Raw genomic sequence first — 26,115 nt, 5'->3', positions numbered from 1 at the left:
GGCCATCACCCGGTCGCGATCGGGACACCGGGACCGGCGCCGGTGGAGTACGCCGTCGTGGCATGGACGTGCCGCACGTCGTCCCAGCCGGCCGGTCCCTCGGTCGGATCGTGCGAGAGGGTCACCACGATCAGGTCACCGTCGGGCTCCGCCCTCCTGACCACGATCGCGGTGTCGGCATCGGCGGCACCGTCGAGCAGCCCCTGCGCATAGTCCACCGCATCGCCCTGCACGCGCACGGCGCCGCGGGAGGCGTGGTCGTCCGCCCCGTCGAAGCGGGTCGCCCACATCCACTCCAGCGTCTGGGCCTTCCCGGTGCGGGGGATGGAACACCCGCTGGCGAGATGGGCGTCGTCGAGATCGAGGGTCCCCAGGAGCCCGGGCAGGTCACGGAACTCGTCCGCGAAGGACTCTGCGGTGTCGAAGACGTCGATCGTCCCCGACATGGTGATCACCAGGTCCTCGCCGAGCTGCGCGATCAGCTCGATGGAGGGCGCCGTCGTGCCCCACTGGTCCTCCGCGGTCGCAGCTCGCTCCGCTCGCGCGAGCATCGCCAGCCCATCCCCACCTCGAAGCCCTCCAAGAGATCCGCGGCGTCGGTCTGGTGCAAGTGTTCTATCGCACTGAGCAGTACTCGGATGACTTCGCAGTTATGGAGTGACCCCCACCCGGGTCAAGTCCTGGGTAGTGGTGTAGCGGTGTTTTCCTTCGATGTTCCGGGGTAGGGGTCAGGCGGTGAGGGTGTCCGGGTGGTCTGTGGGGGTTACCTCCTGGTGGTCGGGGCTGGTGGTGACCAGGAGGAGCTGGGAGCGGCGGAGGACGTCGAGGCCGAGGTAGCGGCGTCCCTCTAACCATTCGTCGGTCTGCTCGGCCAGGACCGCGCCGACGAGCCGGGTGACTGCGGCGCGGTTGGGGAAGATGCTGACCGCGTCGGTGCGGCGGCGGATCTCGCGGTTCAGTCGCTCTTGGGGGTTGTTCGACCAGATCTGACGCCAGATCTCTTTGGGGAAGCTGGTGAAGGCCAGCAGGTCCTCCCGGGCTCCGGCGAGGTGGTCGGCGAGGTCGGGCCAGCGTTCGCTGGTCTGTTCCAGCAGCCGGTCGAACTGAGCGTTGACCGAGGCCGCGTCGGGCTGGTCATAGACCGCATGCAGCCCGGCCTTCACTGCTGGCCACGCCGTCTTCGGGCACGCGCTCATCAGGTTCGCGGCGTAGTGGGTGCGGCACCGCTGCCAGCTCGTGCCGGGCAGGTTCGCCGCGATCGCCTCGGTGAGCCCGCGGTGGGCATCGCTGGTCACCAGACGCACTCCCGTGAGGCCGCGGGCGACGAGGTCGGCGAAGAACGTGTTCCACGCCGCCGCGGTCTCGCTGGTGGCGACCTGCATGCCCAGGCATTCGCGGTGGCCGTCGTTGTTGACGCCGGTGGCGACCAGCACCACCGCGCCTATGACGCGTCCGCCCTCGCGGACCTTCATCGACAGCGCGTCGGCGGCCACGAAGGTGAACGGCCCCGACTCGTCCAGGGGCCGGTGGCGGAACGCTTTGACCTGCTCATCCAGCTCGGCTGCCATCCGGGAGACCTGCGACTTCGAGAGCCCGTCGATGCCCAAAGTCTTGACGAGCTTGTCCATCCGGCGGGTGGAGACGCCGGCGAGGTAGCAGTCCGCGATCACGGTGATCAGCGCGGCCTCGGCGCGCTTGCGGCGCTCGAGCAGCCAATGCGGGAAATAGGTGCCCGAGCGGAGCTTGGGCACGGCCACGTCGAGGGTACCGACGCGGGTGTCGAGCTCGCGGTGGCGGTACCCGTTGCGCTGGGTGGTGCGGTCCGGGGCGGGGCGACCGTACTCGGCGCCGGCGACCAGGTCGGCGTCCGCGGACAGCAGCATGTTGATCGTGTTCTGCAGCAGATCACGCATCAGATCGGGCGACGCCTCGGACAGGGCGTGACTGAGCAGGCCAGCAGGGTCGACAATATGAGGAGCGGTCATCGTGATGACTCCGTTCGAGTGAGAAGTAGAGAGCTTTCTCGAAGGATCACACGGTGGCCGCGTCCACGTCGGAAACGTTCACGCGGCCACCGCGCTACACCACTATGCGGGACTCAACTCCCACCCGTCGAGCCCGGGCCCGACCACCTGGGCACTGGTCCCCCGGCGTCGATTACCGGACGGGCCATTCTTGGGGGTCTTCGCACCTACGAGGGGAGGCGCGGCGAATCGTCCAAGATGCCGTGAGGCATGACTGTCCACGATCTCCCCGTGGATTCAGAGCCTCCACCAGACCAGGGATGCTTCTATGTTGTGTCAAGCCGCGGCGGCGACGTCCGGGGCGGGGTGGGCCACTGCGAGCGATCGGAAGATCTGGCGGCTGATGTAGCGCTTGAGGCAGCGTCGGATCTCTCTGGCAGTCTTGCCCTCGCTTTGGCGCCGCTCGATGTAGGCGCGGGTGGCAGGATCGGTTCGCATCCTGGTGAGCACGATGGTGTTCAGCGCGCGGTTCAGCCGTCGGTCACCACCGCGGTTGAGGCGATACCTCGTGGTGTTGCCCGAGGAAGCCGGGATCGGACAGACTCCTCCGATCATGGCGAATGCAGCCTCGTTGCGTATCCGGCCAGGGTACGACCAGACCGTCAATATCACGGCTGCGGTGACCGCGCCGACTCCTGGCAGGTCCAGCAACTCGGGAGCCGTAGCCTCCACGAGATGCGTGATTTGTTCACGGTTCTCCGCGAGGTCGCTCTCGAGCACCGTGATCTGCTTCGCGAGGCGTGTCGCTTCGGCGCGAGCGGTCGCCGCCCCCAGTGTTTCTTCGCGGCGACGCCAGCTCGCGATCCTCGCGATCTGCGTTCCGGTCAAGGCTCGGCGGGCGTCGATGCCGAGGTCGTGGGTCCTCACGAGGGCGGTGAGCGCGTTGATGCACGGCAATCTATCGGCGTTCTGCTGGTCGCGGGCGCCGGTGAGGACCTGCAGCGCCGACTGCATCTCACCGGCGCGACGATCTCGCAACGTCGTCAACGGCATGACCAGACTCGATCGGGCGGCGAGTAGCGCGTCAAGGGCGTCGGTCTTGCTTCGGGCTCGTGAACGACGCGGGGTCGGTGCCTCGACGACTCGGTAGCCCACCTGCTGCAGCACGTTGCCGAGAACTGCCCCATAGGAGCCAGTTCCTTCCACGGCGATCAGCACACCGTCGAGGTCTCCTTCGGTGCGGCCCGCGATCCAGTCTCGTGCGCGTCGCAACCCTGCAGGGCTGGCCGGGAAGACATTCTGATCGATGAGGCCGCCGTTGGGGGCCTCGATGATCGCGTAGGAGTGGGTTGCGGCGTGGGTGTCGACTCCGACGACGTATCGGTAGAAGTCCCCTACGGTGGCAGGCAGACTGTTCATGACGATGTTCCTCTCGAATCGCTGGGGCGGGACGTCGTTGCCGGCGTGGGCCCAGGATGAGAGCCACTACGAGGCGGGCCTGTAATGAGCCACGCCGCCAGGATCGTGATTCCGGCGGTGGGCATGCTTCTGATCAAGCCATCGTGGTGGGCCAGGGCTGGCGCCGGCACCCGGTCCCCGCCGGACAGATCCCGGGAATGACACCCCGTAGGGGTCAGCCGATTCAGGAGCCACGACGGGCGCCGGGCTACCAGCACCAACCCTGCCAGCCAGCCCCGGGCCGACCACCACGAACACTTACAGGCGATTCAGTTCCGGGGCGTCCCGGAAGGGTGGCTCACGCGGTCAGACTAGACCGGGGGCCTCTCGCCGGCGAGCAGTTCCTCCGACCAGCCGATTCAGTTCCGGGGCGTCCCGGAAGGGTGGCTCACGCGGTCAGACTAGACCGGGGGCCTCTCGCCGGCGAGCAGTTCCTCCGACCAGCCGGTGATCACGTCCTCGACCCCCGTGCGATGTGTGGCGTCCGCGACCGCGCGGGCCATCACGCCGCACGTCCCGAGGTGCAGCACCATCGCGTCCGTCGGAGCGACCGGGAGCCGCCCACCGAGCAGGAGCACGCTGTCCAGGACACGGTGAGGGCCGAGCACCCCGGTCCGGGGCCGGTCGCCGTCCAGGTCGAGGTCCTCCAGGTGCAGCGGCAGCCCACCGGCGTCGTGCGCCCGCAGCCGGCTCCTGATCTCGCCGCCGCGCTCGGCGCTGCGTCCCAGCACGAGGGTCTCCCGCAGGCACAGGGAGGACCCGGCGCCCAGCACGATCGTGGTCGACCGGTCCACGGCGGCACCCTCCGCGACCACGAAGGGATGGGCCCGCCACACCAGTGTCGCGTCGTCCTCCAGACGGATGCTCACGTCGAAGCGGCTGCGCGACCCGACCGACGGATAAGCGACCGTGCCGCCGATGTCCTCCAGCTCCAGGGTGCAACCCGCCCCGACATGGACGCCCACCGCCGTCCGGTCGCCGCCGACGAGCACGGCCCCGCCCGCGACCAGCGCGAGGTGCGCACCTGTCGCGGAGCGGTGGATCGTGCGCGCTTGGAGCAGCCCCTGGGTGACCTTCACCCGCACCGGACCGCTCCCGGCTCGCGCGATGCTGATCCGCGTCATCCAGCGGGCGCGGGTTCGTGCGGGTGCGGGTGGTCGTGATCGTGGGGGTGATCATGATCCCCGTCCTCGGCGTGGAAGTGGGGTGCCATCGGGCCGGGATCCAGCGGAGCATGCGTTCCGGCGGTGTGCGCGGCCAGGAGCTCGAGCACCCAGCCCCGCAGCAGCGTGACGGTGTCCTCGCGATGCCGGGAGACCCCCAGCACCGGACCTCCCTCGCGCGCCTCGGTCGCGTCGGCGAGCATCAGCTCGACGTCGACCCCGACGTGAGGAGCGAGGTCGACCTTGTTGACCACCAGCAGGTCCGCACGGCCGATGCCGGGGCCGCCCTTGCGCGCCACGTCACCTCCCCCGGCGACATCGAGCACAAAGATCTGCGCATCGACGAGCGCCGGGGAGAAGGTCGCGGTGAGGTTGTCTCCTCCGGACTCGACGAGCACGAGGTCCAGCGGGTCGAAGTCCAGCTCGAGCTCCTCGACGGCGGCGAGGTTGGCTGTGACGTCATCGCGGATCGCGGTGTGCGGGCAAGCCCCGGTCTCGACAGCCCGGATCCGCTCGGGGTCCAGCACCCCGGCGGCACGGAGGAAGCGCGCGTCCTCGTCGGTGTAGATGTCGTTGGTGATCACTCCGATGCGGATCTCATCGGCCAGGGCGCGGCAGATGGTCGCGATGAGCGAGCTCTTGCCGGTCCCCACGGGGCCGGCGACGCCCAGACGCAGCGAGCGCTGCGGGGATCGATGGGAGTTCTCAGGCACGGAAGAGCCTCCTCGGCAGGGTGGACTGGGCTTCGGCCCAGCCCTCGGTCAGGGGTGCCCCGGAGCACGGGATGCGCGCCGGGTCCTCGAGCGCGGCGAGTTCCGCCACGCGGGGTTCCAGGAGTGCGCAGGCGGCGAGCACGAGGGAGGCAGCGGTGCGCGGGTCCCCCGGTTCGAGCTTGAGCAGGGCAGCGGCGACGGTCTGGGCGTCGTCATAGGCGACCAGACGCACGAGGTCCTCGCCGTCGAGGCCCGCTGCCACCGCGACCAGGCCCAGCACGAGCGGCCGGGGCCAGGGAGTCTCGCGGCGCGATGGCGGCGGGACGGCACCGGGCCATAGCACGTCGGCCAGGCGCCGCAGACCGTCCCCGAGCGCCTCGGCGACCTCGCGCTGGGCACGGCTCGGGGTGCGGGCGGCCCACTCGGCACGCAGTCGTTCCAGGGCCGCCAGCTCGTCGACGCCGACCGTTCCGAAGCGGATCCGGCGCGCCAGGACAGCAGTCCCGGCCTCGACCGGGACGACGGTGCGCATCCGGGTGGCCAGGTAGTCCCCGACGTCCGACGGCGCGAGGCCATCGCGCAGCGCCGCCTCCAGGGAGTTGGAGCTGACGTGCGCGCCGGCGGGTAGCCGCGAATCCGCCAGCAGCATCGCGATCGTCGCGGAGGCGACAGCCGGCGCCGTCGCAGCGGCGGGCAGAGGGTTCGGCATCAGGATCAGAACATCTGGTAGAGCTGGGCGAGAGGCAGGCTGCTCGCGGGAGAGGGCTCGACCAGCTCCCCGTCGATCCGGATCTCGAAGGTGTCGGGTCGGATGTCGATCCTGGGCAGCAGGTCGTTGTTGCGCATGTCCGCCTTGGTGACCTCGCGCGTCGGGGCGACGGGGACCAGCTCCCGCGCGAGGCCGAGCGACTCCCGCAGGCCGTCCTCGACCGCGGAGGGGGCGACGAAGGAGACCGCGAGGTGGGCGCCGATCGCGTCACCGAAAGCCGGTCGCATGAGCACTGGCTGCGGGGTGGGGATCGACGCGCCAGGGTCCCCGAGCGCCGCCCACGCCATGGCACCGCCCTTGAGCACGAGGGAGGGTCGCACCCCGAAGAAGCGCGGGTCCCACAGCACCAGGTCGGCCATCTTGCCCACCTCGACGGAGCCGATGTGGGCGTCCACGCCGTGAGCGATCGCCGGGTTGATCGTGTACTTCGCGACGTAGCGGCGGGCGCGTTCGTTGTCCGCCGGGAGGGTGTCCCCGAGGGGGCCGACGCGCCCCTTCATGACGTGCGCGACCTGCCAGGTGCGGGTGACGACCTCACCGATCCTTCCCATCGCCTGAGCGTCCGAGGACGTCATCGACAGGGCGCCCATGTCGTGCAGGAGGTCCTCCGCGGCGATCGTCGAGGCCCGGATCCGGGACTCCGCGAAGGCGAGGTCCTCGGGGACGGACGCCTTGAGGTGATGGCAGACCATGAGCATGTCCAGGTGCTCGGCGACGGTGTTCACGGTGTGCGGGAGCGTGGGGTTCGTGGAGCCGGGCAGCACATGCGGCAGCGAGGCGATCTCCAGGATGTCCGGGGCGTGGCCGCCGCCGGCGCCCTCGACGTGGAAGGCGTGGATCGTGCGCCCGCCGATCGCGGCGATCGTGGACTCGACGAATCCGGACTCGTTCAGCGAGTCCGAGTGCAGGGCGACCTGCAGTCCGTGCTCGTCGGCCGCGCGCAGCGAGGCGTCGATCGCCGCAGGCGTCGCACCCCAGTCCTCGTGCACCTTGTACCCGGCGGCGCCGGCGAGCGCCTGCTCGGCGAGCCCCTCGGCGGAGACCGTGTTGCCCTTGCCCAGCAGCAGCACGTTCACCGGCAGCTGGTCCAGTGCGCGGTGCATCGCCCCGAGGTGCCAGGCGCCGGGGGTGACCGTCGTGGCCCGACTGCCCTCCGAGGGCCCTGTGCCGCCGCCGCCGATGGTCGTGGTGCCGGCGGCGAGGGCCTCATGGATCTGGGAGGGCGAGAGCAGGTGGACGTGGGTGTCGAAGGCCCCTGCGGTGAGAATCTTCCCCTCCCCCGCGATCACGTCGGTCGACGGTCCGATCTGCAGCGCGGGGTGGATCCCGTCGGAGACATCGGGATTGCCCGCTTTGCCGAGCGCGACGATGCGCCCGTCGCGCAGGCCGACGTCGGCGCGCACCACACCCCACCAGTCCAGGATGATCGCATTGGTGATCACGGTGTCCGGGGCTCCCTCGGCGCGGGTCGTCGTGCCCTGGCCCATGGACTCGCGGATCGACTTGCCGCCGCCGAAGACCGCCTCCTCCCCGCCGAAGGTGCGATCCTCCTCGACCTCGATCCACAGATCGGTGTCGCCGAGGCGGAGCTGGTCGCCGGTGGTGGGTCCGTAGAGCGCGGCGTAGCGCGCGGAGCTGATTCGCGCCATCAGCGGCGCACCTGGAGACCGGGCACGCGGCCGGTGCCGCCGAGCCGCACCAGCGGCAGCTCGCGCGAGGCGCCCGGCTCGAATCGCAGCGACGTCCCTGAGGGGATGTCGAGGCGGAAACCCCTGGCGGCCTCGCGGTCGAAGGCGAGAGAGGTGTTCACGTCGGGCAGGTGGATGTGGGAGCCGATCTGGATCGGCCGGTCACCGGTGTTCTCGAGGACCACCACCAGGCGGTCCTCCTCCCGATCGCGCACGTTCAGCACCCGCTCCCCGGGGCGGGCCCGGATCGCGCCGGGCCCCGGACTCTCGCTCTCTCCCATGTCCAGGTGTCCTCTCAGTCGATCGGGTGGTGCAGGGTGACGAGCTTGCAACCGTCCGGGAAGGTGGCCTCGACCTGCACGTCGGTCAGCAGTGCGGGGACGTCCGGCAGCACCTGCTCACGGCTGAGCACCTCGCGGCCGACCTCCATGAGGTCCTCGACGGTGCGGCCGTCGCGAGCGCGCTCGATCACCCAGGTGGACAGCAGCGCCACCGCCTCGGGGTGGTTCAGCCGCACCCCGCGCTCGAGGCGATCGCGAGCGACCATCCCCGCCACGGACAGCATCAGCTTCTCGGTGTCGCCAGGGGTGAAACGCACCGCTCACTCCTTCGGCAGGACGTGCTCGCCCGTGCGGTCGGTCGCCAGGGCCAAGGAGCTGAGGTACTGCTTCTCCCCGTCCGGGCCGGGCTTCGCGGAAGCGATCATGTCCGGTCGTTCGAAGTCCATGCCGGTCACGCAGCAGCGCAGCGTCTTGCTCGAGGGGTTGCCGTCCTCGTCGTACATCGGCAGGTCGATGCCGTCATCGGTGCGACGCAGGTAGTAGCGGCCCTGGGTGATGACCGCCATCAGCGGGGTCGCCACCAGGGCGATGCCGACGGCGAACAGCGGGGAGAAGGGCTGGGCCGCCGCTCCGAAGGCGCCGAAGTAGATGGCGATGGAGATCCCGCCGGAGAGCCCCATCGAGACGATGCCCACCGGGTTCCAGTCGTAGAGCATGCCGCGGCGGAACTCGGGCCGCTTGGGGGACAGCTTCAGCAGATGCTTGTTGATCGCGATGTCCGCGGCGACCACGCAGATCCACGACATGGCGAGATTCGCGTAGAAGCTCAGGATCCCGTTGAGCACGTCGAACATGTTCGCCTCCATGAGCACCAGGGAGATGCTCAGGTTCACGGCGAGGAACACGAGCCGTCCCGGATAACGGCGGGTGACCCGGGTGAAGGCGTTGGTCCAGGCCAGCGAGCCCGAATAGGCATTGGTGACGTTGATCTTCACCTGCGAGATGACCACGAGCACGACGGCGAGGACCAGTGCCAGCCAGGCGGGCATCAGCTGCTGGAAGGTGACCAGGAACTGCTGCACGGGCTCATTGGCGACCGCCCGCGCACCGGGCACGGTGGAGACCAGGTAGACCGCCAGGAACATGCCGAGGATCTGCTTGGTCGCCCCGAAGAGAACCCAGCCCGGGCCGCCCAGGATGGTGGCCGCCCACCACGTGCGCCGGTTCTTCTCGGTACGCGGCGGCATGAACCGCAGATAGTCGATCTGCTCCGCGATCTGGGCGATGAGCGACAGGCAGACCCCGGCGGCGAGCATCGCAGAGGCGAAGCTGACGCCGCTGCCGGACTCCCCGGAGTAGGTGAAGAAGGCTTCGACCGACTCCGGGTGCGAGACCACGAGGTAGATCACCGGCACGACCATCAGCACGAGCCACACGGGCGTCGTGGCGACCTGCAGCTTCGCGAGGATCTTCATCCCGTAGATGACCAGCGGGAAGATCATCACGGTCGAGATCAGGTAGCCGAGCCAGTGCGGGATCCCCAGGCCCAGGTAGAGGCCCTGCGCCATGATCGCGCCCTCGAGCGCGAACAGGATGAAGGTGAACGTCGCGAAGATGACGTTGGTGATCACGGAGCCGTGATAGCCGAAGCCCGCGCCGCGCGTGATCAGGTCGAGGTCGAGGTTGTAGCGGGCCGCGTAGTACGCGAGAGGGAACCCCGTGAGGAAGATGATCCCGGCGGCGACGGCGATGCCGATGAGCCCGTTCACAGTGCCGTGGGTCATCGCGATGTTCGCACCGATCGAGAAGTCCGCGAGATAGGCGATGCCGCCCAGCGCACTCGTGGCGACCACGCCCGGCCCCCAGGTGCGGTACGAGCGAGGGGCGAAGCGGAGGGTGTAGTCCTCGAGGCTCTCCTTCGTCGCGATGCTCGCGTCGGACTGGACGTCCGCGACGTCGGGCTCGGTTCTGACCTCGACGCTCATCGGGGCTCCGTTCGGCAGGGGACGGCATGGGGAATGCCTGTTGGGGACACCGGAACGTTAAGAGCCGGTGCCCCGTGGCACCTCCGCCAGGGAGCGGCGAGATCCTTTCGTGACCTCCGGTCTCAGTCAGGGGACACCGCGTGCCCTGCCCGTCGTCAGAGCGGCAGCGTGGACTCCCGCTCGATGATCCGCGAGCGCAGCAGCGTGGTGGAGGGCTCCTCGTCGGGGTTCGCGATGCGCAGGCCGAGCATGCGGGCGGCGGCGCGGCTGGTGGCCTGCACCGGCTGGTGGACCACGGAGACCGACGGGGTGACCAGGCGGGTCCACAGGTCGTCGTCCGTGGCCAGCAGCGCGGGCGCATCGGCGACCCCGCGCATCGCCTCGAAGGCGCCGGCGGACATGCGGTTGTTGGTGACGTAGACGCAGTCCGCCTCCCCCGTCTCCAGGATCCGACGCATCATCGCGGTGCCCGACTCCACGTGCAGGTCGCCGCGGAGGATCGCCGAGTCCTCGACGCCCACCCCGGCCTCCCGCCAGGCGGACAGGTAGCCGCGGACGCGGTCCTCGGTGGTGCGCAGCTCCGCGGGCCCGGCGAGGACCGCCGGCGCGCGGAAGCCGCGCTCGACCAGGTGCTGGGCGGCCTGTCGTCCCGCGTCGAGGTTGTCGGTCGCCACCAGGTCGGTGCCGGCCCCCTCGATCCACCGGTCCACCAGCACCACCGGGATCCCGGCTTCGGTGAGCAGCGACAGGTCCGTGTGGATGCTGTGGACCGGGACCAGCAGCACCCCGGAGACGTGACGGCCCACCAGCTGGGCGAAGCAGTCCCGCTCGATGTCGAGATTGTCCTCGGTGTGGGCGACGGTGACCGAGTAGTGGTCCCGGCGGGCGATCCGCTCGACCTCGCCGATGATCTGCGTGAAGTAGGGGTTCTCCGCGTCGGGAGCGACCACCGCGATCTGGGAGGTTCCGCCGCGGCGCAGCGAGCGGCCCATGGCGTTGGGGACGTACCCGGTCGACCGCACGGCGGCCCGCACCCGCCGTGACAGCTCCTTGTCGACGCTCGAGGCGCCGTTGATGACGCGGGAGACCGTCGCCGAGGAGACGCCCGCCGTGCGCGCCACGTCCATGATCGTGGGTCTCGGCGACACCATGGGCCCCCTCCTCGCTCCTGCGCGATCCAGCGCGCTCAGTCCTCTGTCCGATTCACTGCGCTCCTACCGCTCACCTGCGCAGCCGGCTCGTTCCTCGCCGGCGGCTCCGGATTCGCAGCACGTCGCTCAGTCCTCTGTCCGATTCACTGTGCTCCTACCGCTCACCTGCGCAGCCGGCTCGTTCCTCGCCGGCGGCTCCGGATTCGCAGCACGTCGCTCAGTCCTCGACGATCACGGCGTCGCCGCACAGGTGCACGGTCATGCCGAGGCGGTGGAACAGCGCGGCCTTGGCCGTCAGCGCCCGGTCGGCCGTTCCCGCGTCGTCAGCGTAGACGAGCTGGGCGTGATTGGCCTTGTGCCGTCCCATGAACTGGTCCCGGCTCACCCCGTGCAGCACGACGTTGGCGATCGGCCACTCGGGGTTGGTGGACTGCTTGCGCCGGGCGACCTCCTCCTCCGGGAGCTCGACGACGCTGCCACGGCCGATGTCCACGTGCAGACCGCCGCCTTCGATGTAGACGCGCGACCAGACGATCTCGCCGGGCTTGGAGACGCCGTTGATGGTGGAGCCGCCGGCCGGGAAGAACTCCGGGCCCTGCCGCCAGCCCTCGGCGTCGGCGTAGCCGCCCGCGAAGTGGCTGGGCGGGACGGAGCCGGAGATCTCGTAGACCCACACGTACTGCCCGTCGAACTCCTCGCCCCAGCGCACATCGTGCAGCGTCGTGGCGGGGTCCATGCCCATGGCGGTCCAGATCCGGTTGGTGACCAGGGCGTCGACCGCGACGCCTTCGTCGACCTCGTTGAAGTTCGGCAGCGCCTTGCCCTCCCACAGCACTCGGGAGCCGTCGCGGCTGGTCACCGGCGGGCGCTGGACGTTGTTCAGCAGGCCCTCGACGAGGTCGGAGGCAGCGGTGACGTCCTTGAGACCCTGCTGGTACTGGATGCCCACGGCGTCCAATCCGAAATCGTCGCTGAGCCGCAGGGCGGCGATATACATCGCGTACTGGCTGCGCAGCTGGGACTCGGTGAGCTCGGTGGCCTCGTCGGTGCCGAGCCGGAAGGTCATGCCCGCGTCCTTCAGCCAGGCGCCGATGGCGTCGGCCTCGTCGTCGGTGACGGTCTGCATCTCGGCCCACAGCGCGGACTGGCTGAGGCGCTCTTTGTAGATCCCCAGCGGGTTCAGCATCTCGTCGTCGATGATCGCGTTGTACATGCCCATGCAGCCCTCATCGAAGATCCCGATGATGGCCTTGTCGGCCAGGAGCTGGTCGGCGAGCGCCCGGCCCAGCTCGACCTCGGCCGTGCCGGGCAGGTGCGGCAGCAGCCGGACGTGCGAGTCGTCGTGCGTGATCGAGCCGGTCTCGATCCAGGTGGCGATGCCCTCGCGGAAGAAGTCGTCGCTGCCGTCGACGGTCCACAGGGTCGAGTACTCCCGCCCCATCTTGGTCAGCCCGCCGTTGAGGTTCAGCAGGCCCACCAGACCGGGCCATTCGGGCGCGAAGTTCGCGACGGTGAGGATCGGGCCGCGGTGGGTGCGCAGCCCCGCCAGGACGTGGTGGCTGTACTGCCAGTTGGCGGTCGCCACGATCAGCGGCGCCTCGGGCGGGATGGCCTGGAAGACCTCCATCCCCATGCGCTGGGAGCGGATGAAGCCGTGGCCGAGCTCCTGATCGGGCTCGAAGCCGCGCTGGACCTGCCACCCGGTGGCGCCGGCGGCCTCGCCGACGATCCGCTCGAGCTCCTGCTGGAACGGCCAGGCGGGGACGTTGGCGCTCTCGCGGAGGTCGCCGCTGGGGATGAGGTAGACGGTCTTCTCCGGGGCCGGCGCGGCCTCGCGGACGGCGGGCATCTGGTACGGGGCGGTGGTGGTCATGGGTGCTCCCAGGTCGTGACGGAGGGCGGGGATCAGCGGCGGGCGGGGCCGACGGGGCTGTGGGGGCCGGGGCCGGTGCCGAGGTGGATCTCCATGGCGTCGAAGGTCGGCGGCTCGGGCCGGGTGGTGGCGGGCCGGTCGAGGTAGAAGATCGCGGTCGAGGCGATGTCGTCGCGCAGCGGCAGGTAGCGCCCGGCGCTCTTCCAGCCCAGCGCCTGGACGTCCACGCGCGGCAGTCCGGTGGTGAAGTGGATCGGGTCGGCCACGTGCCAGCGGTACATCCCGAAGCGCTGCTGGGCGACGTAGAGCCCGTCGGGCCGGATCACCTGCGGCATCCCGAGGTACGGGGTGGAGAAGGCGGTGTAGCCCTCCCCCGGCACGTCGAAGTTCCAGGCGCCGCCGAAGTAGTCCTCGGTGCCGGTGCCGGCGATGGTGGGGAATCCGCCGACGGGATCGTCGTCGTCCAGGTAGAACTTGATCTCGCCCTCGCCCCACCAGCCGTTGGAGTTGACGCCCCAGGCGAGGTAGGTGCCGACGTACTGCCCCTGGCCCTTCACGCCCTCGAGCAGCACGTGCTCCGTAGCCTCCGGCAGCGGGTTCGAGCGCCGCCACTGGGCGTGGAAGTAGGCGTCCTCGCTGTGGTCGCCGCCGAGCTCATAGGTCACCTGGTAGTAGACGCGGGCGTCCTGGTCCGAGGTGTTCTCCAGGGTGAGGCGGGCGCCCTCCCGGAACGGCATCGGCCAGTAGGAGTTGAAGCCGCCGTGCGGGTTCGCGGCGATCATCTGCGAATCGACCTGGGCGAAGACGCCCCAGCCGCTGGCGAAGAAGTCGCCGTAGGGCACCTCGACGGCCGGCTCCTCGGCCCCGTCCCAGTAGGCGCGCAGCACCAGGTGGCGCCAGTGGTCGGTGTGGGTGGTGATCCAGAGGTGGGTGATCACGCCGGCGGAGTCGATGTCCGCGAGGGTGAAGGTCTCCCCCGCCTTCACGTCCACGCTGGGCGAGACCTTCCAGCCCTGACCGAGGTCGCGGGCGGCCTCCGCCCCGGTGCCCTCGGTGGCGCGTCCGCCGCCGCCGACGGATCCATCGGTGTTCTCGGGGCTGATCGAGCGGGTCTGCACGGCACGCAGGGCGGCGAGGGAGCGGGCAGAAGACGTCACGGGGTACCCCCTGGGGTGGATCGACGATGATCGGGAAACGTTTACTCGCACCTTACGGAATCAGGGGTGAGCCGTCAACGCACATGGGGATCCGCCTCCGACATGGGAGCTCGCACCACCTCGCGGACGCCGCGAGACGTCTCGGGGCATCGGATGATCCGGAGTGGTTGACGGAGCTCACCCGACCCTCGTACCGTTCCGATAAATCGATTACTGACATCGAGCCCTCGACGTCGCGGGAAGTGAGCATGCGAACCCACCCCTTCAGCGGATCCCCCGGACCGGGCCGACCCGGCGGACCACGCAGACGAGATCTGCTGCGAGCCGGCGGCGCGACCCTCGGCGGCGTCGGCGGCGCCTCCGCCCTCGCCGGATGCTCGACGGGCGGCGCAGGCAGCTCCGACCCCATGCAGTTCTGGCAGTTCTACGCCCCCGTCGCCCAGCAGGACCCGAACCTGCAGGCTCAGAGCGAGTGGTTCCTGTCCCGGATCAAGGGCTGGGAGGAGGCGGGCGGTCATTCCATCGATCCGGTCTACATCCCCGGCTACACCGACCCCACTAACACCCGGCTGATCACCGCCTTCGCCTCCGGCGCGGGCCCGGACATCTTCCTCATCTCCCCCGGCGACTTCCTGCGCTACTACAACGGCGGGGTCCTGGAGGACCTCACGCCGTACATGGAGCAGGAGGCGATCGACGACTTCTACCCCCAGGCACTGGCCACCCGCACGGTCGACGACCGCATCTACGGGCTGCCGATGGAGCAGGAGCCGCTGGCGATCTTCTACGACGTCGCCGCCTTCGAGGAGCAGGGCCTGTCCGAGGGCGACCTGCCCACCACCTGGGAGCAGATGCTCGAACTCGGGCAGACGATGACCGGCGGCGAACGCGCCGGGCTGGTGCTGGAGACCCTGCCCGGCTACTACCAGAACTTCACCTTCTACCCGTGGCTGTGGCAGACCGGCGCCGACGTCATCGACGCCGCCAGCCAGCGCCCGATCTTCGACAGCGATGGGGCGATCCAGGCCCTGCAGCTGTTCCAGGACGCCATCCGCACCGGAGCCGCACCCCGCACCCGGCCTGCCAACGGCGACATCGTCAGTGCCATGACCGGTGGTTACGCCGCCATGTGGCAGGGCGGGATCTTCGACGTGGCGGCCCTGACCCAGAACGCCCCGGACTACGACTACGGCGTGTTCACCCTGCCCGCCCCGTCCGGAGCCGACTCCGTGACCTGCCTGGGCGGCTGGGCGTGGTGCGTCAACGCCCGCGGCCGGGACCCCGAGGCGGCCGCCCGATTCACGGTCGAGGTGATGGGATCGATGAGCCAGGAGTCGATCGACGCCGGCGTCGCGTGGAACGGGGTCGCCAAGGGGAACATCGCCGCCCGCGCCTCGGTCACCGAGGCGATCGGGAACGACGGCGCCTTCGAGAACCCGATCCTCCAGCAGTTCCGCGACGAGATCCTGCCCACCGGGAGGGCCGAGCCGCGCTTCCCGCCCGTCATCTACAAGACGGTCTCCAACGCGATCCAGGCCACCATGCTCGGTGGCGCCGACGCCGCGGAGCAGGCCGAGGTCGCCCAGGGAGCCCTCGAGAGCTACCTGGAGACCTATGAAGGAGGGCCGCTGCTGTGAAGGGCATCGAACTCGCCCGCACCGCCGGCACATCCAGCGGCAGCGGCTCGACGCGACCCGCCTCCGTCGGCGTGACCCGGGCCCGTCGGGAGCGGCGCGCGGCCTTCTGGTTCCTGCTGCCGGACACCCTGGGGCTGCTGATCTTCGTCGCCGTGCCGATGGTGCTCGCGATCGTCCTGGGCTTCTTCCGGGTCGACGGCTTCGGCTCCTTCGACTTCATCGGCATCGACAACTACGTGCGCATGGCCGGGGACCCGCAGTTCTGGTCCAGCGTGCGGATCACGCTGATCTACCTGGTGGCGGTGGTCCCGCTGATCTTCGTGATCGGTCTGGGCCTGGCGCTGCTGGTCCAGCAGAAGCTCCCCTTCATCGGCCTGATCCGCTCCGCACTGTTCGTCCCCTATGTGGTCAGCCTGGTGGTGGTGGCGATGGTCTGGCAGTTCATGCTGGCCGACCGCGTCGGCGTCCTCAGCCGGGTGCTCGGCCTGTTCGGATTCGAGAACATCTCCCCGCTGGGAGAGCCGTCCCTCGCGCTGGCCACGGTGATCGTGGTGACCGTCTGGTTCCAGATGGGCTATTACATGATCATCTTCCTGGCGGGCCTGCAGGACATCCCCGGCGAGTACTACGAGGCGGCCCGGATCGACGGGGCGAGCGCCTGGCAGCGCCTGGTGCGGATCACGCTGCCGCTGCTGCGGCCGACGAGCTTCTTCGTGCTGGTCACCGCGACCGTTGCGGTGATGACCGGCGGGCTGGATCTGATCTTCGTGCTCACCGGAGGCGGTCCCGCGGGGGCCACCTCGCTGCTGATCTTCTACATCTACGAGCAAGCGTTCCTGTTCGGGGAGCTCGGGTATGCGGCCGCCGTCGGTTCGGTGCTGGTCGTCGCGATGCTCGCCTGGTCCCTGGCGATGTTCGCCCTGACCAAGGGAGGTCGTTTCGAATGACGACGCTGCGCGCATCGCGACGCACCCGCTGGAGCCCGACGAAGATCGCGCTGATGGTGCTCGGCATCGTCCTGGCGCTGGCGACGATCTTCCCCCTGGTGTGGATGGTCACCGGCGCCTTCAAGCCGGCCTCCGAGGTGAACGGCTCGGCGATCCTCCCGTCGGACCCGACGCTGGAGAACTTCATCTACGTGTTCACGCAGGTGCCGTTCCTGCGATACATGTTCAACAGCTTCGTGGTCTCGGCGGCGGTGACGGTGCTGGCGCTGTGGTTCCACTCGATGGCCGCGTACGCACTGGCCAGACTGCGGTTCCCCGGTCGCGAGACGATCTTCATGCTGATCTTCTCGACCATGCTGGTGAGCCTGCCGGTGATCCTGATCCCCACCTTCGTGGTGGTGCGCACCCTGGGCATGGTCGACTCCTACGCGGGGCTGATCATCCCGGCGATCTTCAACGCCTTCGGCATCTTCCTGCTGCGGCAGTTCTACGTGTCGCTGCCGGCCGAGCTCGAGGAGGCGGCGCTGGTGGACGGGGCGAGCTACTGGCGGATCTACCGCAGCATCATCCTGCCGCTGAGCCGACCGATCCTCTCGGCCCTGACGGTGTTCTTCTTCCTGACGAACTGGAACTCCTTCGTCTGGCCGCTGACGATCACCTCGAACCCGGACCTGAGAGTGGTCCAGCTGGGCATCGCCACCTTCCAGCAGCAGTACGCCGCCGACTGGAACTACGTGCTCGCGGCGGCCACCGTCGCGGCGATGCCGACGCTGCTGATCTTCTTCTTCTTCCAGCGGCAGATCGTGGAGTCGATCAAGTCCGCCGGCTTCAAGTAGGTCGGCCGTCCCGATCGGATCACCGGTTCCGACCGGGCCCTTCGACCTCGGCGAGCCACTGGTCGTAGGTCGGTCCCGCGAGGATCACCTCCGGGCCCGGCAGCATCCCGCCGTCGCGCATGGACTCGCTGGCCGGGACGCCGACGACCGTGGTCTCGTCCCCCCGTGCGGCGAGCAGACGGCGGGCCTGGTCCAGGGTGCTCTCCGCGCGGGGGCCGGCGATCTGGACCAGCGGCGCGGGGTCCGCGGCGAGCGCCTGGGCGAGCAGCAGCTCGGCGACGGCGCGGGTGTCCACGCTCTGGGAGGGCACGTCCATGATCTCGTGGTGGTCCCCGAGCCGGCGCAGCTTCGAGCCGACGAAGTCGTGGAACTGGGTGGCCCGCACCGGCATCGGCCCGGGGCAATGGGCGCGCACGGCCTGCTCGTGGACGAGCTGGGCGCGATAGAAGCCGTAGTCCTGCATCCGGTCGATCCCGACGATGGAGATCGCCACCGTGCGCGGCACGCCCGCGGCGAGGGCGTGCTCCCCCAGAGTCCGCGCCGCGGCCTCGAACCACGGTCCGGCGGTGTCGTCGAGCTGCGGGGGCTTGAGGCACTCGATGATCGCGTCCGCCCCGTCGAGGGCCGCCGCGAGCCCGCGCCCGGTCATCACGTCGATGCCGCGGGAGCGCGCGATCTCCCGCACCTCGTGCCCGTCGCGGCGGGCCGCCTCGACCACGGAGCGGCCGAGCGTCCCCGTCGCCCCGAGGATCGCCAGCGTCGTGGTGTCGGTTCCCATGGTTCCTCACCTCCTGATCGCTGCATCACGGTGTCCTCGCCACCGTAGACCCGCCCGGGGCGACCTGCCCCGGGCCCATACCTCGACGCTCGGGTCGGCGATCAGACGACCAACGACCGTGGGGCGTTTCGGCACTCAGCGATCAGGTGACCCGTCCGGTACAACCACATCGTCCGCTCCCAGCTCGACAGCGCAGCACCAGTAGGCGGCGCCCGCCAGAAGTGCGATCGGTGCAGGCAGCAAGAGGACCAAGGTCGAGGAGAAGGAGAAGGCGATCCACAGGGCCAGGCCTGTCAGGGCGATCGGTGCGAGGAAGCGCACCGGCCACCGCCCGAGCAGGTACCACGACGTGACCCAGAGTCGGCGGCCTCGCAGCTCGGGACGGGCGACTGCCAGCGGCACCAGCACCGTGAACCCCGCGATGGTCAGGACAGTCGCTGCCGTGGCGATGCCGAGCGAGCAGAGCATGAACACGTTGCCGGTGCGCGTATACACGTCGTTCGCCGCCAGCAGCGACACCATGCACAGGGCCGGGACCAGCGAGTACCCCATGCTGCGCACGGCGGTGGTCTTCAGTGCTCGCAGATAGGTGCGCAAATTCGTATCGTCGTCGACCAGTGCACCCTGCGCCACCGCAAGCAGTGCCATCACGGTGGGGCCGGCGAACAGCGCCAGCAGTGTCGGGATGAGCAGCGGATTGCCGCCGGCGATGAACACTGCCAGCGCAGCGGCGACACCGGTCGCCGCCCCGCTGATCGCGAGCATCGGCAGGTGCCGCCACAGCGAGCTCCAGACCCTGCGCAGCACGAGACGCTGCAGTCCCTCTGCCGTCAGACGCGCAGCAGGACTGCGCGCGCCGGCGTGCTCGGCCAGATCGATGCCGCTCATCCTCGGACTCCGGCCGTCGCCACGCTGGCGATGAACGCCCGCTGGAAGAGCAGGAAGACGACGAGGGCGGGCACGACCACCGCGGTGATGGCTGCGAAGACGACCACGCTGGACCCGCTCTGTCCCGCCTGCAGCGTCACCAGACCGATCGGAAGTGTCATCTGCTCCTCGCTCCGGATGAAGATCAGCGGGCCGAAGTAGTTGTTCCACGTCGCCTCGAAGTTCAGGATCGTCATCGCCGCCAACGCCGGCCCGGACAGCGGCAGCAGCATGCGGAAGAGGATCCATCCGTGCCCCGCACCGTCCAAGGTCGCCGCCTCATCGAGCTCTCGCGGTATGGAATTGAAGTACTGACGGAAGAAGAAGATCGCGAACACATTGATCAGCGCCGGGAGGATCAGAGCGCCCAGGGTGTCGACCAGCTGGAGATTCCGCATCAGGATGAACACGGGGATGACCGTCAGCTGCATCGGCACCATCAAGGCCGCGAGCATCAACGCGAACAGCCTGTCGCGGAATCGGAACCGCAGCCGTGAGAAGGCGTACGCCGCCATCACGCTGACCAGCAGGGCGCCCGTCGTCGCCACGACGGACACGATCACGCTGTTGAGGAACATGCGCCCGAAAGGGATGAGCTCTGCCATCGAGGCGAAGTTGTCCAACGTGAAGTCTCGCGGGATCCAAGATGGTGGAAGGTAGAACGCCGACGTCTCCTCGGTGAAGCTCTCGCTCATCAGCCACACCAGCGGCGCCAGCATGACGGCTCCGAACACCACGAGTGCCGCGGTCAGGACCCAGCGCGCCAGACGCTCCGTTCTCATACGTCATGCACCCACTTCCGCGAGAACCAGAACTGCAGCGCGGTCACCAGCGCCATGATGACGAAGACGACAAGCGCGACTGCTGACGCGTAGCCGGTCTGGAACACCTCGAACCCTTGTTGATACAGGTACATGACGATCGACAGGGTCGACTCCCCCGGCCCGCCGTTCGGCGTGATGATCTGGATCGGATCGAAGATCTGGAACGCCCCGATGAAGGTGATGATGCTCGCGAAGAAGATGGTCGGGGACATGATCGGGATGGTCACGTGCCACATACGCTGCAGCGCGCCGGCGCCATCGATGCGAGCAGCTTCGTACAGCTGCGCCGGGACCGTCTGCAGTCCGGCCAACATGATCACGAAGGTGAAGCCGACGGTGTGCCACCAGTCGATGCCGATGATCGCCGGCAGCGCCCATTGCGGATCGGTGAACCAGTTCGGGGTCGGAATCCCGATCTTCTGCAGGTAGTAGGTGCCCATGCCGAACGTCGGATCCAGCACGTAGCGCCAGAGGAGGGCGACGGCGGCCCAGGAGATGACGAAAGGGAAGAACAACGAGGTGCGCACGAAATACGACGCGACCGCGCTGCGCAGTGCGTTGACCCCGACAGCGAGGAGGAAGCCGGCGGTCAGGTGCGTGACCACGGACGCCAGGGAGAAGGCGAAAGTGTTGCGCAGCGCGTTGTAGAAGCTGATATCCGTCGCCAGCGTCGCGAAATTCTCGATCCCGATGAACTCGGGCGGTGTCAGCATGTCCCAGCGGAACAGGCTGAGTCCGATGGCCACGACGAAGGGTCCCAGCACGAAGACCAGGAAGAGCAGCATCGCCGGTCCCAGGAAGACGGCTCCCGCGAGCCCATCGCCCCGGCGGGACGGTGCGGCGGACTCGATTCCTCCTCCGCGCCCGACACCTGTACGTCGCGCCGTGGTCCGGGACGTCACAGCAGTTCCTGCATCGCCTCGTTCGCGGCAAAGAGTGCCTCATCTGCTGGCTTGTTGCCGAGGATCGCGGCTTCCCATCCCTTCGTCACCTCGGCGTCGACCTGGGCCTGCTTGTCGGGGCTGGGCACCGGGGTGCCGAACTCGATGCCGGTGGCGATCAACTCGGTCCCCTCGGGGGCGTTCTTGAGGAACGCCTCGCTGGAGGCGACGTCCTGGCGCGCCGGAACATTGGTCCCGCCCTGCTCTGCGTAGTACGTCGAGGCTTCGACGCTCATCATCCACTTCAGGAAGGTCCAGGCGGCCTCCTTGTTCTCGGATGCCTGGAACGTCGCCCATCCGTCCCACCCGACCGGTGTGCCGGGACCCGCGTTGTGCGGGAAGTTGACGATCTTGGTCTTGTCGACCATCTCGAGCCGGCGCACGTCCGGCAGGGTGTACCGGCCCCCGGTGAGAGTGGCGAGCGACCCGCGCTGGAACTGCGTGGCGCCGTCGAACTCGCCTCCGGGTTGCGGAACCAGCTCGTCATCGACCAGCGCCTTCACGAACTCTGCCGCCTCGATCGCTTCCGGGCTGTCGAACGTCGCGGTGGCCCAGTCCTCGCTGAGCGTGCTCGCGGCATTGGTGAACAGCCAGGGGAGGATCTCGCCGAACGGGAACGCGGCACCGGCTGTGGTCATGAACGCCCCGGTCTCCTCTTTCACGGTCTCGGCGATGGACCGGAACTCATCCCAGGTCCAGTCCGTCTCGGGCAGTTCCACCCCGGCGGCGTCGAAGACCTCCCGGTTCAGGTACATGACGACCGTGTTGTACCCACCGGGGACGAAGTAGGTGCTCCCGTCGGGCGACCCGTAGGTATCGATCCACTTCTTCAGGTTCGGTGCGACCTGGTCGTAGAACTCCTGGGTCTCGTCGCTGTCTCTGTCGATGTAGGAGTCCAGCGGTTCGAAGAGGCCCTTGGACGCGAGCAGCCTCTGCCCTTCCGTCGCGACCGAGATGACGTCCACGCGCTCTCCACCGGCGATGCGGGTGGAGACGGTGTTGCCGAAGGTCGCCCAATCGCCGGCGGCGATGCCGTTGGCATTGAGGGTGATGTCGGGGTGCGAACTCTGGAACTCATCGAACAGGGACTGGAAGGTCTCCTGCTGAGTCGCATCGCCCATGTAGATCAGGTTCAGTTCACCGGTGCCATCGCCGGCAGCTCCATCCCCACCGCCTCCACCTCCACAGGCGGACAGCGCACCGAGCGCGGGGATGGTCAGGGCAGCGAGCGGCGCCGCGCGGAGCACCGTTCGGCGATCGGGGCCGCGGCGAGCAGGCAGGTGACGAGCTGTGCGTGACGGATCCACGAGAACTCCTTCGTTCATCAGCGGGAACGTTTACTCGAACAGAAACTTCTCCGTGCACGACATCCTCCGGCTACGCGGTCCGAGAGTCAAGAGAAGCCAGGAAACGATTACTCATCGCTGACCGACTCGCGAGTGTCCGCGGGACATGGGCTGACCCTCCGCCGCTGTCGAAAGCATCCGTCGTGGTCGTGGGCACCACGAGCATCATGGCCTGGACTTCTCGAGCCAGATCATCGCGAACATCAAGATGGAAGTGCTGAAGGAGACGGCGACCCCGCCCATCGCTCCGTGACCAGAGGGAGCAGCGAGTCGCGCCGGGCTCGACGGTGCGGGCTGAGCAGAGGCAGGCGGGGATCGACCGGCCAGCGGGCGGCGTCGACGAAGAAGCCGAGGATCCCCACGAGAACGTCCGTGCCGAAGGAGTGGGGCAGGCCGTGGCGCTCGAGGACGGCATCGACCCTCTCGTTGACGAGAAGTGTGCCGTGCGGATCCTCGATGGAGGAGAGGAGTTGCAGCGCGTCGGCGACGGGGCTGCCGCGGGAGGCCCAGGCCCAATCGACGAGGCTCACGGCTCCGCTGGCCGTGATGAGGAGGTTGTCGCTGCGGACATCACTGTGGCACAGGGAATCACCGTCCAGAGCACCGATTCCTCGGTAGGCCGCTGCGCGCAGGTCGTCGAGGTGCTCGACGATCCACGGGTCCAGGTCAGTCGGAGGCTCCTCGGCGATGCGGTCGAAGCCGAGCATGTCGGGACCGAGTGATTCGGCGACGGTCGGCAGGTCGGGTACCGGACAGGGGGTGGCCGCCGCCTGCAAGGTGTCGAGGGCGGTGAGCACGCTGTCCAGCTGCTCGGGTGACCACGGCTGTTCGGGAAGCGATCCCGCGGCCACCTCGGTGACCAGGACGAACCAGTCCTGGTGGTCGAATGCGGTGACGAGTCGAGGCACCGGTGCGGCTCGGGGGATGTGAGCGAGCGCGGCGGCTTCGGAGCGGTTGAGCCGCATCGAGGCCGGATTGTCCTGCGCCCTCACCGCTTTGACGAAGAGGCTTCGACCTGCGGAGGAACGGATGATCTCGGCGCTGCTGGAAGAGAAGCCGCCCACGCAGGAGGACGTTGTCCGCACCGAACCGCCGAGGACCTCTTCAAGTCTGCTGCGCAGCGAGTCGGGGAAATCGGCCCAGCGCAGGCGGTTCGTCATGGCATCACCCTGCCATGCACTGATCCGCCGTGCACCCGGATTCGCCCGGCGGGAGCGAGCTCCCCGTCGGAGAGTTCAGACGCGCATGAGCCCCGCGGCGGTGGGGCGGAACAGTCCGGTGGCCAGGTAGAAGGGGCCGACGTCGGCCTCGAAGTCGACGTGCAGCCACTGAACGGGGCCGGTTCGGCACTCCCCGATGGCCTGGATGACCAGTTCGCGCCCTATGCCGCCGCCCTGGTGGTCGGGGTGGACGACGGTGTCGACGAGGAAGGCGTGGCGACCGCCGTCGGTGACCACGTTGCAGAAGCCGATGAGCTCACCGTCCCGGCGTGCCGTCCCCCAGCCGAGCGAATGCCGCTGGAGCCGCTCGGTCCAGTCCTCGACCGTCTCCTCGCGGTCGAAGGCGGCGGCGTGCAGCGCGGAGACCTCGTGGTCGGTGATCTCCTCCCGCCAGGCGTAGGAGGGCAGGTGCGCGGGTTCCATACGAGCCAGTGTGCCGCAATCACGGCAGAGGAGCCACGCCGAAGCCGGCGGCCTCCGGCAGGGCGAGCCGGCCGTCCTCGAGGACATAGCCGGAGGCGTCGACGCCGTCGGTGGTGCCCGGCACCCCTTCGACCACGGGGATGTTGCCGAGCCCGGCCGCGAGCTGTGCGGCGTAGAGGGTCTTCAGCGGGTGCCCCCAGGCGTGCGGCGACGCGGCCACGCCGATCTCCTCCAGCACGGGCATCACCTCTCGCCAGGCGGTGATCCCGAAGGACAGCACATCCATCAGCAGCACGTCCAGCAGGCCCTCGCCGGCCAGATCGAGCACCCGGCGGACGTCGGGCTCGAACTCCCCATCGGCCACCAGGACCTGCGAACCGGAGCGGCGGCGGTGCTCGCGCACGGCGCGCAGCCCCTCGGCGTGCTCGGCGAAGGGCTCCTCGATCCAGAAGAGGTCGCAGTCGGCGACGGCGTCGAGGTAGCGCAGCGTCTGCTCGGGCGTGTAGCCGTCGTTCATGTCCACGAGCACGCGGGCATCCGGGTGAGCCGTGCGGACGGCGCGGGTGACTTCGACGTCGCGGGCGAAGCCCTCCTCGGCCCCCATCCAGCGGTTGCCGCGGCCGATCTTGAGCTTGAACCCGCGGTGGCCGCTGGACTGGTCCGCGGCGCAGCTGGCGAGGACGGCGTCGACGCCGCGCGGTGAGTCCTCGGGGTCGAGATCGTCGAAGTAGATCGCTCCGGAGTAGCAGGCGACCGGGGCGGTCCCGTGCCCGCCGAGCATCTGGTGCACGGGAACGTCGAGGATCCGGGCGGCGAGGTCGTGGAGGGCGACGTCGAGCGGGAGCGCCGCGGGGTCGAGGGCCCCTGAGGCCGGGTCGAAGACCTCCTCGAGCGGACGGCCGACCACCCGGGTCACGTCGACCTGCGGGCCCTCGTACAGTCCCCATCCACTCGCGCCCGCTTCGGTGCGCACGGTGATGGCGAGGGCCGAGGGTCCGTCGCCGTGGGCTCCGAGGCGAGCATTGCGGCCGATGGTGCGGGGGTAGCGGCTGCGGATCGGCGAGGTGGTGACCTCCGTGATGCGGTGCCCGGTCAGAGCGCTCATGCAGGATCCCCCTCGAGGATCTCCAGGGGGCGGATCGTCACCCCACCTCGTCCCCAGCCGCCGCCGGTGATCCAGGTTCGGGGCCCGTCCTGGACGATCTCGGCGCAGTGCTCGTCGAGGTCCACGTCGATCCGGCCGGCGTCGACGAAGCACAGCGGGTCGGTCGAGAAATAGGCGAAGGTCCGGTCGTACTCGCCGGATTCGCACACGAACAGCAGCCACCCCTCCCCCACGCGCACCACGAAAGGGGACTCCGTCGGCCCGCCGTAGGTGCCCGCGACCGCGGATTCGTAGGCGACCTGCGGCGGGGACCAGGTCAGCAGATCCTCGGAGGTGCGCACCGCGACCTGGTGGAAGCCTCCCGCGGGGGTCGAGGTGCGGGTGTAGTACAGCAGCCACCGCGTCCCGTCGCGGATGACCATCGGGTCGCGGGCGTCGAAGCCGTCCTCGAACAGCACCGGCTCCTGCACCGTCCAGGCGAACAGGTCCTCGCTGGTGGCGAGGGTCATCCGGTAGGCGGTGTGGTCCGCTGTCCCGCCGGCGTAGAACATCCGGTAGAGCCCGTCGTGGCGGATCACGTGCGGGGCCCAGACGTGTGTCTCGCCGATCTCGGGGCGTGCGGGCAGCACGGGGTCGTGGATCGTCCAGGGGGCGCCGGTGAGGGCGTCGGCCGAGGCGTGCAGGAAGCGGTCCTCGCCCAGCGGGTCGGCGGGCTCGGGATGCCAGATCCCGAACACGTGCCAGCGTCCGCCCTGGTCCTGGATCAGCGTGTGGTCGTTGATGTACCAGGGCTCCGCAGCCGACGGCGAGGCATCCAGCAGGCGGCGCTTCGTGCCGGGGCGCAGGGTCACGCCCTCGAGCGTCGATTCGTCCTGGGCAGGCATGGTCACGTCCCGTCGGTCGCAAATCGTTTTCTCGCTGGAGGTCGA

The 26,115-nt window shown here is 69.1% G+C and carries 25 protein-coding genes; 3 read left to right on the top strand and 22 right to left on the bottom strand.

Annotated elements, in window-relative coordinates:
- Positions 1-5 precede the first annotated feature (5 nt).
- The 13 genes from JOF44_RS16395 to JOF44_RS16335 form a co-directional block, all read right to left on the bottom strand.
- Positions 6-551: a hypothetical protein gene (locus tag JOF44_RS16395; protein ID WP_209893884.1), complete on the bottom strand. Its 546-nt coding sequence runs from the start codon at positions 549-551 to the stop codon at positions 6-8.
- Positions 552-728: 177 nt separating this feature from the next.
- A complete protein-coding gene (locus JOF44_RS16390; RefSeq protein ID WP_209886477.1) occupies positions 729-1,985 on the bottom strand; it encodes an IS256 family transposase in 1,257 nt (418 codons plus the stop codon).
- A gap of 315 nt (positions 1,986-2,300) precedes the next feature.
- A complete protein-coding gene (locus JOF44_RS16385; protein ID WP_209893881.1) occupies positions 2,301-3,383 on the bottom strand; it encodes an IS110 family RNA-guided transposase in 1,083 nt (360 codons plus the stop codon).
- 440 nt (positions 3,384-3,823) lie between these two features.
- Positions 3,824-4,546, bottom strand: coding sequence for an urease accessory protein UreD (locus JOF44_RS16380; protein ID WP_209893878.1), 723 nt, complete (start codon positions 4,544-4,546; stop codon positions 3,824-3,826).
- Positions 4,543-5,298 (bottom strand): urease accessory protein UreG, encoded by a 756-nt coding sequence (gene ureG / locus JOF44_RS16375; protein ID WP_209893875.1) that lies wholly within the window; start codon positions 5,296-5,298, stop codon positions 4,543-4,545. Before ureG ends, JOF44_RS16380 begins: the two co-directional genes overlap by 4 nt.
- Positions 5,291-6,007: an urease accessory protein UreF gene (locus JOF44_RS16370; RefSeq protein WP_209893872.1), complete on the bottom strand. Its 717-nt coding sequence runs from the start codon at positions 6,005-6,007 to the stop codon at positions 5,291-5,293. The genes ureG and JOF44_RS16370 overlap by 8 nt, the downstream gene beginning before the upstream one ends.
- A 5-nt stretch (positions 6,008-6,012) precedes the next feature.
- Positions 6,013-7,716 (bottom strand): urease subunit alpha, encoded by a 1,704-nt coding sequence (locus JOF44_RS16365; RefSeq protein WP_209893869.1) that lies wholly within the window; start codon positions 7,714-7,716, stop codon positions 6,013-6,015.
- Positions 7,716-8,036: an urease subunit beta gene (gene ureB / locus JOF44_RS16360; RefSeq protein ID WP_209893867.1), complete on the bottom strand. Its 321-nt coding sequence runs from the start codon at positions 8,034-8,036 to the stop codon at positions 7,716-7,718. The genes JOF44_RS16365 and ureB overlap by 1 nt, the downstream gene beginning before the upstream one ends.
- 14 nt (positions 8,037-8,050) lie before the next feature.
- Positions 8,051-8,353: an urease subunit gamma gene (locus tag JOF44_RS16355; protein ID WP_209893864.1), complete on the bottom strand. Its 303-nt coding sequence runs from the start codon at positions 8,351-8,353 to the stop codon at positions 8,051-8,053.
- Positions 8,354-8,356: 3 nt separating this feature from the next.
- On the bottom strand, positions 8,357-10,021 hold the full coding sequence (locus tag JOF44_RS16350) for a purine-cytosine permease family protein (protein WP_209893861.1): 1,665 nt from the start codon (positions 10,019-10,021) through the stop codon (positions 8,357-8,359).
- Positions 10,022-10,176: 155 nt separating this feature from the next.
- Positions 10,177-11,172 (bottom strand): LacI family DNA-binding transcriptional regulator, encoded by a 996-nt coding sequence (locus JOF44_RS16345; protein ID WP_209893858.1) that lies wholly within the window; start codon positions 11,170-11,172, stop codon positions 10,177-10,179.
- A gap of 217 nt (positions 11,173-11,389) precedes the next feature.
- Positions 11,390-13,045: a fucose isomerase gene (locus JOF44_RS16340; RefSeq protein WP_209893856.1), complete on the bottom strand. Its 1,656-nt coding sequence runs from the start codon at positions 13,043-13,045 to the stop codon at positions 11,390-11,392.
- Positions 13,046-13,077: 32 nt separating this feature from the next.
- The gene (locus tag JOF44_RS16335) at positions 13,078-14,202 is read right to left on the bottom strand and encodes a glycoside hydrolase family 172 protein (protein ID WP_209893853.1); all 1,125 of its coding nucleotides are present in this window, start codon (positions 14,200-14,202) and stop codon (positions 13,078-13,080) included.
- A 248-nt stretch (positions 14,203-14,450) separates the two neighbouring features.
- Between JOF44_RS16335 and JOF44_RS16330 the strand changes: the two genes are divergently transcribed.
- Genes JOF44_RS16330 through JOF44_RS16320 form a run of 3 tightly spaced genes read left to right on the top strand, consistent with a single transcriptional unit; the run spans position 14,451 to position 17,622 of the window.
- Entirely contained in the window at positions 14,451-15,839 is a 1,389-nt protein-coding gene (locus JOF44_RS16330) for an ABC transporter substrate-binding protein (RefSeq protein WP_209893850.1), read from the top strand.
- Positions 15,836-16,786 carry a carbohydrate ABC transporter permease gene (locus JOF44_RS16325; RefSeq protein ID WP_342591816.1) on the top strand — a complete coding sequence of 317 codons (951 nt, stop codon included), beginning with the start codon at positions 15,836-15,838 and terminating at the stop codon, positions 16,784-16,786. The genes JOF44_RS16330 and JOF44_RS16325 overlap by 4 nt, the downstream gene beginning before the upstream one ends.
- Entirely contained in the window at positions 16,783-17,622 is an 840-nt protein-coding gene (locus JOF44_RS16320; RefSeq protein WP_209893848.1) for a carbohydrate ABC transporter permease, read from the top strand. The genes JOF44_RS16325 and JOF44_RS16320 overlap by 4 nt, the downstream gene beginning before the upstream one ends.
- A gap of 19 nt (positions 17,623-17,641) precedes the next feature.
- Here the strand turns inward: JOF44_RS16320 and JOF44_RS16315 are convergent, their stop codons facing one another.
- From JOF44_RS16315 to JOF44_RS16275, 9 genes are all read right to left on the bottom strand, one after another.
- Positions 17,642-18,400 (bottom strand): NAD(P)H-binding protein, encoded by a 759-nt coding sequence (locus JOF44_RS16315; RefSeq protein WP_209893845.1) that lies wholly within the window; start codon positions 18,398-18,400, stop codon positions 17,642-17,644.
- Between the two features lie 135 nt (positions 18,401-18,535).
- Complete coding sequence (locus tag JOF44_RS16310; protein ID WP_209893842.1) at positions 18,536-19,288, bottom strand: hypothetical protein; 753 nt, start codon at positions 19,286-19,288, stop codon at positions 18,536-18,538.
- Positions 19,285-20,109, bottom strand: a complete 825-nt coding sequence (locus JOF44_RS16305) for a carbohydrate ABC transporter permease (protein WP_209893840.1) — start codon at positions 20,107-20,109, stop codon at positions 19,285-19,287. The genes JOF44_RS16310 and JOF44_RS16305 overlap by 4 nt, the downstream gene beginning before the upstream one ends.
- Entirely contained in the window at positions 20,106-20,936 is an 831-nt protein-coding gene (locus tag JOF44_RS16300) for a carbohydrate ABC transporter permease (protein ID WP_209893837.1), read from the bottom strand. Before JOF44_RS16300 ends, JOF44_RS16305 begins: the two co-directional genes overlap by 4 nt.
- A gap of 113 nt (positions 20,937-21,049) precedes the next feature.
- Positions 21,050-22,213, bottom strand: a complete 1,164-nt coding sequence (locus tag JOF44_RS16295) for an ABC transporter substrate-binding protein (protein WP_209893835.1) — start codon at positions 22,211-22,213, stop codon at positions 21,050-21,052.
- A 428-nt stretch (positions 22,214-22,641) separates the two neighbouring features.
- Positions 22,642-23,598, bottom strand: a complete 957-nt coding sequence (locus JOF44_RS16290; RefSeq protein WP_209893832.1) for a phosphotransferase — start codon at positions 23,596-23,598, stop codon at positions 22,642-22,644.
- A gap of 75 nt (positions 23,599-23,673) precedes the next feature.
- Positions 23,674-24,081, bottom strand: a complete 408-nt coding sequence (locus JOF44_RS16285; protein ID WP_209893830.1) for a GNAT family N-acetyltransferase — start codon at positions 24,079-24,081, stop codon at positions 23,674-23,676.
- A 19-nt stretch (positions 24,082-24,100) separates the two neighbouring features.
- On the bottom strand, positions 24,101-25,186 hold the full coding sequence (locus JOF44_RS16280; RefSeq protein WP_209893827.1) for an enolase C-terminal domain-like protein: 1,086 nt from the start codon (positions 25,184-25,186) through the stop codon (positions 24,101-24,103).
- Positions 25,183-26,070 carry a glycoside hydrolase family protein gene (locus JOF44_RS16275; protein ID WP_209893824.1) on the bottom strand — a complete coding sequence of 296 codons (888 nt, stop codon included), beginning with the start codon at positions 26,068-26,070 and terminating at the stop codon, positions 25,183-25,185. The genes JOF44_RS16280 and JOF44_RS16275 overlap by 4 nt, the downstream gene beginning before the upstream one ends.
- Positions 26,071-26,115: the final 45 nt, after the last annotated feature.

Source organism: Brachybacterium fresconis (assembly GCF_017876515.1).
GTDB classification, from domain to species: domain Bacteria; phylum Actinomycetota; class Actinomycetes; order Actinomycetales; family Dermabacteraceae; genus Brachybacterium; species Brachybacterium fresconis.
This window is presented reverse-complemented; position numbering and strand designations above follow the sequence as displayed.